General features: G+C 56.4%; 11 protein-coding genes. All 11 read left to right on the forward strand.

Going from position 1 to position 13,188, the window contains the following annotated elements; all coding sequences use genetic code 11:
• Window positions 1-14: 14 nt before the first annotated feature.
• The 11 genes from skp to tilS all read left to right on the forward strand — a co-directional run bounded on the left by skp (window position 15) and on the right by tilS (window position 13,161).
• The gene (gene skp, locus SOM40_RS04055) at window positions 15-509 is read left to right on the forward strand and encodes a molecular chaperone Skp (RefSeq protein WP_225759553.1); all 495 of its coding nucleotides are present in this window, start codon (window positions 15-17) and stop codon (window positions 507-509) included.
• Window positions 510-512: 3 nt separating this feature from the next.
• The gene (gene lpxD, locus SOM40_RS04060; protein WP_166181632.1) at window positions 513-1,538 is read left to right on the forward strand and encodes a UDP-3-O-(3-hydroxymyristoyl)glucosamine N-acyltransferase; all 1,026 of its coding nucleotides are present in this window, start codon (window positions 513-515) and stop codon (window positions 1,536-1,538) included.
• A gap of 102 nt (window positions 1,539-1,640) precedes the next feature.
• Entirely contained in the window at window positions 1,641-2,096 is a 456-nt protein-coding gene (gene fabZ, locus SOM40_RS04065; protein WP_007373234.1) for a 3-hydroxyacyl-ACP dehydratase FabZ, read from the forward strand.
• A gap of 3 nt (window positions 2,097-2,099) precedes the next feature.
• A complete protein-coding gene (gene lpxA / locus SOM40_RS04070) occupies window positions 2,100-2,888 on the forward strand; it encodes an acyl-ACP--UDP-N-acetylglucosamine O-acyltransferase (RefSeq protein ID WP_032616625.1) in 789 nt (262 codons plus the stop codon).
• Entirely contained in the window at window positions 2,888-4,036 is a 1,149-nt protein-coding gene (gene lpxB / locus SOM40_RS04075; protein WP_320530002.1) for a lipid-A-disaccharide synthase, read from the forward strand. Before lpxA ends, lpxB begins: the two co-directional genes overlap by 1 nt.
• The gene (gene rnhB, locus SOM40_RS04080) at window positions 4,033-4,629 is read left to right on the forward strand and encodes a ribonuclease HII (protein ID WP_106994309.1); all 597 of its coding nucleotides are present in this window, start codon (window positions 4,033-4,035) and stop codon (window positions 4,627-4,629) included. Before lpxB ends, rnhB begins: the two co-directional genes overlap by 4 nt.
• Window positions 4,630-4,663: 34 nt before the next feature.
• Window positions 4,664-8,146 (forward strand): DNA polymerase III subunit alpha, encoded by a 3,483-nt coding sequence (dnaE, locus tag SOM40_RS04085; protein ID WP_262672688.1) that lies wholly within the window; start codon window positions 4,664-4,666, stop codon window positions 8,144-8,146.
• Window positions 8,147-8,158: 12 nt separating this feature from the next.
• Window positions 8,159-9,118 (forward strand): acetyl-CoA carboxylase carboxyl transferase subunit alpha, encoded by a 960-nt coding sequence (accA, locus tag SOM40_RS04090; protein ID WP_106994311.1) that lies wholly within the window; start codon window positions 8,159-8,161, stop codon window positions 9,116-9,118.
• A gap of 100 nt (window positions 9,119-9,218) precedes the next feature.
• On the forward strand, window positions 9,219-11,357 hold the full coding sequence (locus SOM40_RS04095) for a lysine decarboxylase LdcC (RefSeq protein ID WP_320530003.1): 2,139 nt from the start codon (window positions 9,219-9,221) through the stop codon (window positions 11,355-11,357).
• A 59-nt stretch (window positions 11,358-11,416) separates the two neighbouring features.
• Window positions 11,417-11,806 carry a VOC family protein gene (locus SOM40_RS04100; protein ID WP_106994312.1) on the forward strand — a complete coding sequence of 130 codons (390 nt, stop codon included), beginning with the start codon at window positions 11,417-11,419 and terminating at the stop codon, window positions 11,804-11,806.
• 62 nt (window positions 11,807-11,868) lie between these two features.
• A complete protein-coding gene (gene tilS, locus SOM40_RS04105; protein ID WP_320530004.1) occupies window positions 11,869-13,161 on the forward strand; it encodes a tRNA lysidine(34) synthetase TilS in 1,293 nt (430 codons plus the stop codon).
• Window positions 13,162-13,188 lie beyond the last annotated feature (27 nt).

The following is a 13,188-nucleotide window of genomic DNA, read 5'->3' on the forward strand; positions in this document are numbered from 1 at the left end:
GTAAGGAGTTAATTGTGAAAAAGTGGTTATTAGCTGCAGGTCTCGGTTTAGCGATGGCAACTTCTGCTCAGGCAGCAGACAAAATTGCAATCGTCAATATGGGTAACTTGTTCCAGCAGGTTGCGCAGAAAACAGGTGTTTCTGCCACGCTGGAGAACGAGTTCAAAGGCCGTGCAAGCGAACTGCAAGGTATGGAAAAAGATCTGCAATCCAAAATGCAGCGTCTGCAGCGCGATGGTTCTACCATGAAAGCGAGCGAGCGCAGCAAAGTGGAAAAAGACGTAATGGCTCAGCGTCAGACCTTCTCTCAGAAAGCGCAAGCTTTTGAGCAGGATCGTCAACGTCGTTCTAACGAAGAACGTGGCAAACTGGTTACCCGTATCCAGTCTGCTGTGAAAGCTGTTGCTGCCGATCAGAACATCGATCTGGTTGTTGATGCTAACGCTGTTGCATTCAACAGCAGCGATGTTAAAGACATCACCGCTGATGTCCTGAAACAGGTTAAATAAGTAATGCCTTCAATTCGACTCGCTGATTTAGCTCAGCAGTTGGATGCAGAATTACACGGTGATGGCGATATCGTCATCACCGCTGTTGCGTCCATGCAGTCTGCTAAAGCAGGCACTATCACCTTCATGGTAAGCCCGAAGTACCGTGAACATCTGGCGCTTTGCCAGGCGTCTGCTGTCGTACTGACGCAGGACGATTTGCCGTTTGCCGCAGGTGCTGCGCTGGTAGTGAAGAATCCCTACCTGACGTATGCCCGTATGGCACAAATTCTCGATACCACGCCGCAGCCGGCACAGAACATCGCACCCAGTGCGGTGATTGATCCGACGGCGCAGCTGGGTAACAACGTATCAATTGGTGCCAATGCCGTTATCGAATCAGACGTCGTTCTGGGCGATAACGTGGTGATTGGCGCCGGTTGCTTCGTGGGTAAAAAAACAAAAATTGGTGCAGGCTCTCGTCTGTGGGCCAATGTCTCCGTTTACCATGAAATCGAAATTGGTGAACATTGCCTAATCCAGTCCAGCACCGTTATCGGTTCGGATGGTTTCGGTTATGCCAACGATCGTGGTAACTGGGTGAAGATCCCGCAGCTGGGACGGGTGATCATCGGCGATCGTGTCGAAATCGGCGCATGTACCACCATTGACCGTGGTGCGCTTGATGACACGATTATCGGTAATGGTGTTATCATCGATAACCAGTGCCAGATTGCACATAACGTTGTGATTGGCGACAATACCGCGGTTGCCGGTGGCGTTATTATGGCAGGCAGCCTGAAGATTGGCCGTTACTGTATGATTGGCGGCGCCAGCGTCATTAACGGGCATATGGAAATATGCGACAAAGTCACGGTGACAGGCATGGGCATGGTTATGCGTCCTATCACTGAGCCGGGCGTCTACTCCTCAGGTATACCGTTACAGCCTAACAAGGCGTGGCGTAAAACTGCTGCCCTGGTAATGAATATTGATGATATGAGCAAGCGCCTCAAGGCCATTGAGCGCAAAATCGATCAACAAGACTAAGCGTTCACCCGTTTAACGCACACTTCCCGGCCTGTCGGCTTTCTTATAAACCGGCAGGCCGTGTTATTATTGCCATTCAGATATTTTGACAGGAAGAGTATTTTGACTACTGACACTCATACTCTGCATATTGAAGAGATTTTAGAACTTCTGCCGCACCGCTACCCGTTTTTGCTGGTAGACCGTGTGCTGGATTTTGAAGAAGGTCGTTTTCTGCGCGCAGTGAAAAATGTTTCTGTAAACGAGCCATTCTTCCAGGGGCATTTCCCTGGGAAGCCTATCTTCCCGGGCGTATTGATCCTGGAAGCGATGGCTCAGGCTACCGGTATTCTGGCGTTTAAAAGCGTTGGTAAACTGGAGCCGGGTGAGCTGTATTACTTCGCAGGTATTGACGAAGCGCGCTTTAAGCGCCCGGTCGTGCCTGGTGATCAGATGATCATGGAAGTGACTTTTGAAAAAACGCGTCGCGGCCTGACTCGCTTTAAAGGCGTAGCTCTGGTTGACGGCAAAGTTGTTTGCGAAGCTACCATGATGTGTGCGCGTAGCCGGGAGGCCTGATACGTGATTGATAAAACCGCCTTTATTCATCCAACCGCCATTGTGGAAGAGGGTGCCGTTATCGGTGCTAACGTTCACATTGGTCCATTTTGTATTGTTGGACCCCATGTTGAAATTGGTGAGGGTACCGTACTGAAATCTCACGTCGTGGTGAATGGTCATACGACCATTGGCCGCGATAACGTGATCTATCAGTTCGCCTCCATCGGTGAAGTTAACCAGGATCTGAAATATGCTGGCGAACCGACCCGTGTGGAAATTGGCGATCGTAACCGCATTCGCGAAAGCGTCACCATTCATCGTGGCACAGTACAGGGTGGTGAATTGACGAAGGTGGGCAGCGATAACCTGTTTATGGTCAACGCGCATATCGCGCATGACTGTACCGTTGGTAACCGCTGTATTCTCGCCAACAACGCAACGCTGGCGGGACACGTATCAGTTGACGATCATGCCATCATTGGCGGCATGACCGCGGTCCATCAGTTCTGCATCATTGGTGCGCACGTGATGGTTGGCGGCTGCTCCGGCGTGGCGCAGGACGTCCCGCCGTATGTGATTGCGCAGGGCAACCATGCGACGCCGTTTGGCGTTAACATCGAAGGCCTGAAGCGTCGCGGCTTCAGCCGTGAAGCGATTATGGCTATCCGTAACGCCTACAAACAGCTTTACCGTAACGGTAAAACGCTGGAAGAGGCGAAGCCGGAAATCGCTGAACTGGCGAAACAGCATCCTGAGGTGAACGCGTTCGTGGAATTCTTCGCACGCTCAACTCGCGGTCTGATTCGTTAATGGTTGATAGTCGCCCGCTGACGATCGCCCTTGTCGCCGGAGAAACCTCCGGCGATATTCTTGGTGCCGGTCTTATTCGAGCGCTCAAAGCGCGCGTTCCCAACGCGCGCTTTGTCGGCGTTGCTGGTCCATTGATGCAGGCTGAAGGGTGTGAAGCCTGGTACGAGATGGAAGAGCTGGCGGTGATGGGCATCGTCGAGGTGCTGGGGCGTCTGCGCCGTTTGCTGCATATCCGCGCCGATTTGACGCGCCGTTTTACCGAACTACAGCCCGATGTGTTCGTCGGCATTGATGCGCCTGATTTCAACATTACCCTCGAAGGTAATCTGAAAAAGCAGGGGATCAAAACCATCCATTACGTCAGTCCGTCCGTCTGGGCGTGGCGACAGAAACGCGTTTTCAAAATAGGCAGATCGACGAATCTCGTTCTGGCTTTCCTGCCTTTCGAAAAAGCGTTTTACGATAAATTCAACGTGCCGTGCCGCTTTATCGGCCACACCATGGCTGATGCCATGCCGCTGGATCCCGATAAAAATGCGGCTCGAGACGTGCTCGGAATTCCGCATGACGCTCACTGTCTGGCCCTGTTGCCGGGCAGTCGTGGAGCTGAAGTGGAAATGCTCAGCGCAGATTTCCTGAAAACGGCGCAGATCCTGCGTCAGACCTACCCTGACCTCGAAGTGGTCGTGCCGCTGGTGAATGCCAAACGCCGGGAGCAGTTCGAGCGCATTAAGGCAGAGGTCGCCCCGGATCTGCATGTTCATCTGTTAGATGGCAAAGGCCGTGAGGCAATGGTCGCCAGCGATGCCGCGCTGCTGGCATCGGGCACCGCCGCGCTGGAGTGCATGCTGGCGAAATGCCCGATGGTGGTAGGCTATCGTATGAAGCCGTTCACCTTCTGGCTGGCGAAACGTCTGGTGAAAACCGATTACGTCTCCCTGCCGAACCTGCTTGCCCGCCGCGAGTTGGTCAAAGAGCTACTGCAGGATGAGTGCCAGCCACAGGCGTTAGCCGCCGCGCTGCAACCGCTGCTGGCCGACGGCAAAACCAGCCATGAAATGCATGACACCTTCCGGGAATTACATCAGCAGATCCGCTGTAATGCCGATGAACAGGCGGCTGACGCGGTGCTGGAGTTAGCACAGTGATGGAATTTGTTTACCCTCACACCCATCTGGTGGCGGGTGTGGATGAAGTGGGACGTGGGCCGCTGGTGGGTGCTGTTGTCACTGCCGCGGTGATCCTCGATCCTGCTCGTCCGATTATCGGTCTGAATGACTCAAAGAAATTATCCGAAAAGCGCCGCCTGGCGCTGTACGATGAAATTAAAGAGAAAGCGCTGGCCTGGAGTCTGGGGCGGGCAGAGCCGCATGAGATCGACGAACTGAATATCCTGCATGCCACCATGCTGGCGATGCAGCGCGCGGTGGCCGGGCTGAGCGTGGTGCCTGAGTATGTGCTGATCGACGGAAATCGTTGTCCGGCGCTGCCCATGCCGTCCCTGGCGGTCGTCAAAGGCGACAGCCGGGTGGCTGAAATCAGCGCCGCCTCGATCATTGCCAAAGTCTCCCGCGATGCCGAAATGGCTGCGCTGGATCTCACTTTTCCCCAGTATGGCTTTGCTCAGCATAAGGGGTATCCTACCGCTTTCCACCTGGAAAGACTGGCTGAACACGGCGCAACTGAACATCACCGCCGCAGTTTTGGGCCGGTGAAACGCGCACTGGGACTCGTGTCCTGAATCAAGACGCCAATAAGTAACGCGGAATCTGAAGATGGCTGAACCACGTTTCGTACACCTGCGGGTGCACAGCGACTATTCCATGATTGATGGGCTGGCGAAGACCGGGCCGCTGGTGAAAAAGGCGGCCGCGCTTGGCATGCCTGCGCTGGCGATCACCGACTTCACTAACCTGTGCGGTCTGGTGAAGTTCTACGGAACGGCGCATGGTGCCGGTATGAAGCCGGTGATTGGTGCCGATTTTCACGTTCAGAGCGAGCTTCTCGCCGATGAAATGACGCAGATCAGCGTCCTGGCGATGAATAACACCGGTTATCAGAACCTGACGCTGTTGATCTCCCGGGCCTATCAGCGCGGCTATGGCGCACAGGGCCCATGGATCGATCGCCAGTGGCTGGCGGAGCTGAACGAGGGGTTGCTGCTGATCTCCGGCGGGCGCATGGGCGACGTTGGTCGATGCCTGCTGCGTGGCAATGACGCGCTGGTTGAGCAGTGTGTCGATTTTTATAAAGAATATTTCCCGGATCGCTTCTATCTGGAGCTGATCCGCACCGGCCGTCCGGATGAAGAGTCCTATCTGCACGCCGCAGTAGCCCTTGCAGAACAGCATGGGCTGCCGGTTGTGGCGTCCAACGATGTGCGCTTTATCAACGCCGACGATTTTGACGCCCATGAAATTCGCGTCGCCATCCACGATGGCTTCACCCTCGACGATCCGAAACGCCCGCGCAACTATTCGCCGCAGCAGTATATGCGCAGCGAAGAGGAGATGTGCGAGCTGTTCTCCGATATCCCGGAAGCGCTGGAAAACAGCGTAGAGATTGCCAAACGCTGCAATGTCACCGTCCGCCTGGGCGAGTACTTCCTGCCGCAGTTCCCGACTGGCGACATGACCACGGAAGATTTCCTGGTCGTGAAATCGAAAGAGGGTCTGGAAGAGCGTCTGGAATTCCTCTTCCCGGACCCGGCCGTGCGCGCCGAAAAGCGCCCGGCCTATGACGAGCGTCTGGATATTGAACTCCAGGTTATCAACCAGATGGGGTTCCCCGGCTACTTCCTGATCGTAATGGAGTTTATCCAGTGGTCGAAGGACAACGGCGTACCGGTAGGGCCGGGCCGTGGTTCAGGTGCCGGATCGCTGGTGGCCTATGCGCTGAAAATTACCGATCTCGATCCGCTGGAGTTTGACCTGCTGTTCGAACGCTTCCTTAACCCGGAACGTGTCTCGATGCCCGACTTCGACGTCGACTTCTGCATGGAAAAACGCGACCAGGTTATCGAGCATGTGGCGGACATGTACGGCCGCGATGCGGTGTCGCAGATTATTACCTTCGGTACGATGGCGGCAAAAGCGGTTATCCGCGACGTGGGCCGCGTGCTGGGGCATCCGTATGGCTTTGTCGACCGCATCTCGAAGCTGGTGCCGCCCGATCCGGGCATGACCCTGGCGAAAGCTTTTGAAGCTGAACCGCAACTGCCAGAGATCTACGAGGCCGACGAAGAGGTCAGAGCGCTAATCGACATGGCGCGCAAGCTGGAAGGCGTCACCCGTAACGCCGGTAAACACGCCGGTGGGGTGGTTATTGCTCCGACCAAAATTACCGATTTTGCGCCGCTGTACTGCGATGAGACCGGCTCGCACCCGGTCACCCAGTTCGATAAGAACGATGTGGAATACGCCGGCCTGGTGAAGTTTGACTTCCTCGGCCTGCGTACGCTCACCATCATCGACTGGGCGCTGAAGATGATCAACCCGCGCCGGGCCAAGCAGGGCCTGGAGCCGATTGATATCGCGGCGATCCCGCTGGATGACAAGAAAAGCTTCGACATGCTGCAGCGCTCGGAAACCACCGCGGTGTTCCAGCTTGAATCCCGCGGCATGAAGGATCTGATTAAACGTCTGCAGCCTGACTGCTTCGAAGACATGATCGCTCTGGTCGCATTGTTCCGTCCGGGGCCGTTGCAGTCGGGGATGGTAGATAACTTTATCGACCGTAAGCATGGCCGGGAAGAGATCTCCTACCCGGACGTACAGTGGCAGCACGAGTGTCTGAAACCGGTTCTGGAACCCACTTACGGCATTATCCTGTATCAGGAACAGGTAATGCAGATTGCCCAGGAGCTCTCCGGCTACACCCTCGGCGGCGCGGACATGCTGCGTCGTGCGATGGGTAAGAAAAAGCCGGAAGAGATGGCCAAGCAGCGCGGCACCTTTGAAGAAGGGGCGAAGAAAAACGGCGTTGATGGCGAACTGGCAATTAAAATCTTCGATCTGGTAGAGAAATTCGCCGGATATGGCTTTAACAAGTCACACTCCGCCGCTTACGCATTAGTCTCGTACCAGACGCTGTGGCTGAAAGCCCACTACCCGGCAGAGTTTATGGCCGCGGTAATGACCGCCGATATGGACAACACCGAGAAAGTGGTTGGCCTGGTGGACGAGTGCTGGCGCATGGGGCTGAAGATCCTGCCGCCGGACATCAACTCCGGTCTGTACCATTTCCACGTCAACGACGACGGGGAGATTGTGTACGGTATCGGCGCCATTAAAGGCGTGGGTGAAGGCCCGATCGAAGCCATCATTGAAGCCCGTAACCAGGGCGGCTACTTCCGCGAGCTGTTTGACCTGTGCGCGCGGACCGATATCAAAAAACTGAACCGTCGGGTGCTGGAAAAGCTGATCATGTCCGGGGCGTTTGACCGTCTGGGACCGCATCGCGCCGCGCTGATGAACTCGCTGGCCGACGCCCTGAAGGCCGCCGATCAGCACTCAAAAGCCGAAGCCATTGGTCAGGCGGATATGTTCGGCGTGCTGGCTGAAGAGCCGGAGCAGATCGAACAGTCCTACGCCAGCTGTCAGCCATGGCCGGAACAGACGGTGCTGGACGGCGAGCGTGAAACCCTGGGTCTCTACCTGACCGGGCACCCGATCAACCAGTATCTTAAAGAAATTGAGCGCTATGTCGGAGGCTACCGGCTGAAAGACATGCATCCGACAGAACGTGGTAAGATGACCACGGCTGCGGGGCTCGTCATTGCCGCGAGGGTTATGGTCACCAAGCGCGGCAATCGTATCGGCATCTGTACGCTGGATGACCGTTCCGGGCGGCTGGAGGTGATGTTATTCACTGACGCACTGGATAAATACCAGCAGTTGCTGGAAAAAGACCGCATACTTATCGTCAGCGGACAGGTCAGCTTTGATGACTTCAGCGGGGGGCTTAAAATGACCGCCCGCGAAGTGATGGACATTGACGAAGCCCGGGAAAAATATGCTCGCGGGCTTGCTATCTCGCTGACGGACAGGCAAATTGATGACCAGCTTTTAAACCGACTCCGTCAGTCTCTGGAACCCCACCGCTCGGGGACCATTCCAGTACATCTCTACTATCAGAGGGCGGATGCGCGTGCACGGTTGCGCTTTGGTGCGTCGTGGCGTGTCTCTCCGAGCGATCGTTTACTTAACGATCTGCGTGGCCTCATTGGTTCGGAGCAGGTGGAACTGGAGTTTGACTAATACAGGAATACTATGAGTCTGAATTTCCTTGATTTCGAACAGCCGATTGCAGAGCTGGAAGCGAAAATCGATTCTCTGACCGCCGTTGGCCGTCAGGATGAAAAACTGGATATTAACATCGACGAAGAAGTGCATCGTCTGCGTGAAAAAAGCGTAGAACTGACGCGCAAAATCTTTGCCGATCTCGGCGCATGGCAGGTTGCCCAGATGGCGCGCCATCCACAGCGTCCGTACACCCTGGATTATGTCCGCCTGGCGTTCGATGAATTCGACGAGCTGGCAGGCGATCGCGCTTATGCCGACGATAAAGCTATCGTTGGCGGTATCGCACGCCTCGACGGTCGTCCAGTGATGATTATTGGCCACCAGAAAGGGCGCGAAACCAAAGAAAAAATTCGCCGCAATTTCGGGATGCCAGCGCCAGAGGGTTATCGTAAAGCGCTGCGTCTGATGGAGATGGCCGAGCGTTTCAACATGCCGATCATCACCTTCATCGACACCCCGGGTGCATACCCTGGCGTCGGTGCAGAAGAGCGCGGCCAGTCTGAAGCGATTGCCCGCAACCTGCGCGAAATGTCACGCCTGAGCGTGCCGGTCATCTGCACCGTTATCGGTGAAGGTGGTTCCGGTGGTGCGCTGGCGATTGGCGTGGGCGATAAAGTGAATATGCTGCAGTACAGCACCTATTCCGTTATCTCCCCGGAAGGCTGTGCATCCATTCTGTGGAAAAGCGCCGATAAAGCGCCGCTGGCTGCCGAAGCGATGGGCATTATCGCCCCGCGTCTGAAAGAGCTGAAGCTGATCGATACCGTTATCCCGGAACCACTGGGTGGCGCGCACCGTAAGCCGGAAGTGATGGCCGCCTCTCTGAAAGCTCAGCTGCTGGCTGACCTCGCAGACCTCGACGTGCTGAGCAAAGAAGATCTGCTTAACCGTCGTTACCAGCGTCTGATGAGCTACGGTTACGCCTAAGCTACGTCATACTCTGAAAAGCCGCACATCGTTGCGGCTTTTTTTATGCCTGCGGTTTACCTCAACTATGCTTAGTGAATGTTTTTTAAGGAGGTATACCGTGAACATTATTGCCATTATGGGGCCACACGGCGTCTTTTATAAAGACGAACCCATCAAGGAGCTGGAGCAGGCGTTAAGGTCGCGCGGGTTTCAACTTATCTGGCCGCAGAACAGCGCCGATCTACTGAAGTTTATCGAACATAACCCGCGGATTTGCGGCGTCATCTTCGACTGGGACGAATACGACCTCGATCTGTGCAGCGATATCAATCAACTCAATGAATATCTGCCGCTGTACGCTTTTATCAATACCCACTCCACGATGGACGTCAGTGCCCATGATATGCGCATGGCGCTATGGTTCTTTGAATATTCGCTGGGGGTGGCTGAGGATATTGCTACTCGCATTCAGCAATATACCGGCGAGTACCTGGATACCATCACCCCGCCGTTTACCCGCGCGCTTTTCACCTATGTGAAAGAGGGGAAGTATACCTTCTGCACCCCGGGGCATATGGCGGGAACGGCGTATCAGAAAAGCCCGGTGGGCTGTCTGTTCTATGACTTCTTTGGTGGGAACACGCTGAAGGCGGATGTGTCGATCTCGGTGACGGAACTGGGATCGCTGCTGGATCATACCGGCCCGCATCTCGAAGCTGAAGAGTACATCGCCCGCACCTTTGGTGCTGAGCAGAGTTATATGGTGACCAACGGCACCTCGACCTCGAACAAGATTGTCGGCATGTACGCCGCACCGGACGGCAGTACGCTACTGATTGACCGCAACTGCCACAAGTCGCTGGCGCATCTGCTGATGATGAGTGACGTGGTGCCGATCTGGCTGTCGCCCACCCGTAATGCGCTGGGCATTCTCGGCGGGATCCCACGCCGGGAGTTTTCCCATACGGCGATTGAGAGCAAAGTGGCTGCCGTGCCGGGGGCAAGCTGGCCGGTTCACGCGGTGATCACCAACTCCACCTATGACGGTTTGCTCTACAACACCAACTGGGTAAAACAGACCCTGGATGTGCCCTCGATCCACTTTGACTCCGCGTGGGTGCCCTACACCAATTTCCACCCGATCTATGCCGGTAAAAGCGGCATGAGCGGCGATCGGGTGCCGGGAAAAGTGTTCTTTGAAACCCAGTCCACGCACAAGATGCTGGCGGCGTTCTCTCAGGCGTCGCTCATTCACATTAAAGGTGAATACGACGAAGAGACCTTCAACGAAGCCTTTATGATGCACACCACCACCTCGCCGAGCTATCCGCTGGTGGCCTCGATTGAAACCGCCGCGGCGATGTTGCGCGGGAATCCCGGTAAACGTCTGATCAACCGCTCCGTTGAGCGCGCCCTGCATTTTCGCAAGGAGGTCCAGCGCCTTAAAGATGAAGCCGACGGCTGGTTCTTTGATATCTGGCAGCCGGACGATATCGACGAAGCCGAATGCTGGCCGGTTGCGCCGGGGGAGAGCTGGCACGGCTTTCGCGATGCCGATGCGGATCATATGTTCCTCGATCCGGTCAAAGTCACCATTCTCACGCCGGGCATGGACGAGCAGGGGATCATGGGTGAAGAGGGTATTCCGGCGGCGCTGGTGGCGAAGTTCCTTGATGAGCGCGGCGTAGTGGTCGAAAAGACCGGGCCGTATAACCTGCTGTTTCTGTTCAGTATCGGTATCGACAAAACCCGGGCGATGGGACTGCTGCGCGGGTTGATGGAGTTTAAGCGTGCCTACGATCTGAACCTGCGGGTCAAAAACATGCTGCCGGATCTCTACGCTGAGGATCCTGATTTTTACCGCAACATGCGCATTCAGGATCTGGCTCAGGGGATCCATAAATTGATCCGCCAGCACGATCTGCCGCGGCTGATGCTGCAGGCGTTTGACGTTCTGCCGGAAATGAAGCTCACCCCGCACCATGCCTGGCAGCAGCAGGTGAAAGGGGAGGTAGAAACGGTCGATCTCGAGGATCTGGTCGGACGGATCTCGGCTAACATGATCCTGCCTTATCCACCTGGTGTACCGCTGTTGATGCCAGGGGAGATGATTACCGAGCAGAGCAGGGCGGTGCTCGATTTCCTGCTTATGCTCTGCTCGATTGGCCGTCACTATCCAGGATTCGAAACCGATATCCACGGTGCCAAACGGGATGAAAACGGCATCTACCGGGTACGGGTCTTAAAAGCGCAGTGACCCCTTGCACGGCATGGGTGTTCGGATATAACGTTCAGGCACATTAAAAAGGAGAGACTATGCTGGGCTTAAAGCAGGTTCACCATATTGCAATTATTGCCACCGACTACGCCGCGAGTAAGGCGTTTTACTGCGATACGCTGGGATTTACCCTGCAGAGTGAGTTTTACCGCGCAGAGCGCGACTCCTGGAAGGGCGACCTGGCGCTGAACGGCCAGTACGTCATTGAGCTGTTTTCGTTCCCCTTCCCGCCGGCGCGTCCGTCCCGGCCGGAAGCCTGCGGTCTGCGTCACCTTGCCTTTAGCGTGGACGATATCGATCAGGCCGTGCAGCATCTCGACGCCCATGGCGTAAAGTGTGAAGCTATTCGTATCGATCCCTTCACCGGAAAACGCTTTACCTTCTTCAACGATCCGGATGGCCTGCCGCTGGAGCTCTACCAGCAGTAACGCTTGCCTCCCTGGGAATTGCCCGGTAACGTGCCGGGCATCTTCCTGCACAGATGACGACCATGACCACAGCCGATCTTCAGCAAGCCCTTCACCCGTACCGCCGACTGCTGGTGGGATTTAGCGGTGGCCTGGATTCCACGGTTTTGCTGCATCAGTTGATGCACTTGCGTGAGCAGGCGCCCGGTCTCGAACTACGGGCTATCCATGTTCATCACGGTCTGAGCCCGCACGCTGACAGCTGGGTCGCGCATTGCGAACGCCTCTGTCACGAATGGGCTATTCCGCTGATCGTGGCGCGAGTGACGCTGGCGGAAGAGGGGTTGGGGCTGGAAGCGCAGGCGCGTAAGGCGCGTTATGCTGCCTTTCGGGAGGCGCTTCTACCCGGTGAAGCGCTGGTCACGGCACAACACCTGGACGATCAGTGTGAAACTTTTCTGCTGGCGCTCAAGCGCGGCAGCGGCCCGGCGGGACTGTCGGCTATGCCCGTGCGGGGGCGTTTTGCTGATACCGAACAGATCCGTCCCCTGCTCGACGAGACGCGTGAATCCCTCCTGCGCTGGGCGCAGGCTCACGGGTTGCGCTGGTTAGAGGATGAAAGTAACCAGGACGACAGCTATGACCGCAATTTCCTGCGTCTGCGCGTAGTCCCCCTGCTGGCACAACGCTGGCCGCATTTTGCCCAGGCCACCTCTCGCAGCGCCACGCTGTGCGCGGAGCAGGAGCAGCTGCTTGATGAGCTGCTGGCAGATGAGCTGTCGGCCCTGGTTTCCGACGACGGGGCGCTGGCTATCGCGCCGCTGGAGGCGATGAGTGCGGTGCGTCGGGCGGCGCTGCTGCGAAGATGGCTGGCGGCGCACGGAGCCTTAATGCCGTCCCGCGCCATGCTCACCCGGCTCTGGGACGAAGTGGCGCTGGCCCGGGAGGATGCGACACCGCGACTGCGTTCCGGCGAGGGAGAGATCAGGCGCTTTAAGGGGCAACTGTGGTGGGTAAAAAGCCACGCCTCGCTGGCCGATCGGATTATCGACTGGCCCTCCTTAGAAAAGCCCCTGCTACTGCCGGAAGGATTGGGCACGCTTCATCTTAGTGCTGGCGGCAATCTTCGTCTGCCCCGGGGCGATGAGCCGGTGACGGTACGCTTCCAGGCCAGCGGAGTGCTGCACATTGTCGGGCGAAACGGTGGACGTAAGATCAAAAAAATCTGGCAGGAGCTTAATGTTGCCCCCTGGCGTCGGGATACCACTCCGCTGCTGTTTTACGGCGAAACGCTGGTCGCGGCTGCGGGGGTATTTGTAACACTGGAAGGCACGGCGGATACGGAGACGGGCGTACAGCTGGAGTGGAAAGCGTAACGGACAGCGGGCTGCCCGTTACAGCGG

This window comes from Leclercia sp. CFBP8987, assembly GCF_034044995.2.
GTDB classification, from domain to species: domain Bacteria; phylum Pseudomonadota; class Gammaproteobacteria; order Enterobacterales; family Enterobacteriaceae; genus Enterobacter; species Enterobacter tamurae.

Coding starts and splice junctions, on each gene's coding strand:
- dnaE (WP_262672688.1), top strand. CDS start 4,664: ATGGCTGAACCACGTTTCGTACACCTGCGGGTGCACAGCGACTATTCC.
- accA (WP_106994311.1), top strand. CDS start 8,159: ATGAGTCTGAATTTCCTTGATTTCGAACAGCCGATTGCAGAGCTGGAA.
- SOM40_RS04100 (WP_106994312.1), top strand. CDS start 11,417: ATGCTGGGCTTAAAGCAGGTTCACCATATTGCAATTATTGCCACCGAC.
- lpxD (WP_166181632.1), top strand. CDS start 513: ATGCCTTCAATTCGACTCGCTGATTTAGCTCAGCAGTTGGATGCAGAA.
- tilS (WP_320530004.1), top strand. CDS start 11,869: ATGACCACAGCCGATCTTCAGCAAGCCCTTCACCCGTACCGCCGACTG.
- lpxB (WP_320530002.1), top strand. CDS start 2,888: ATGGTTGATAGTCGCCCGCTGACGATCGCCCTTGTCGCCGGAGAAACC.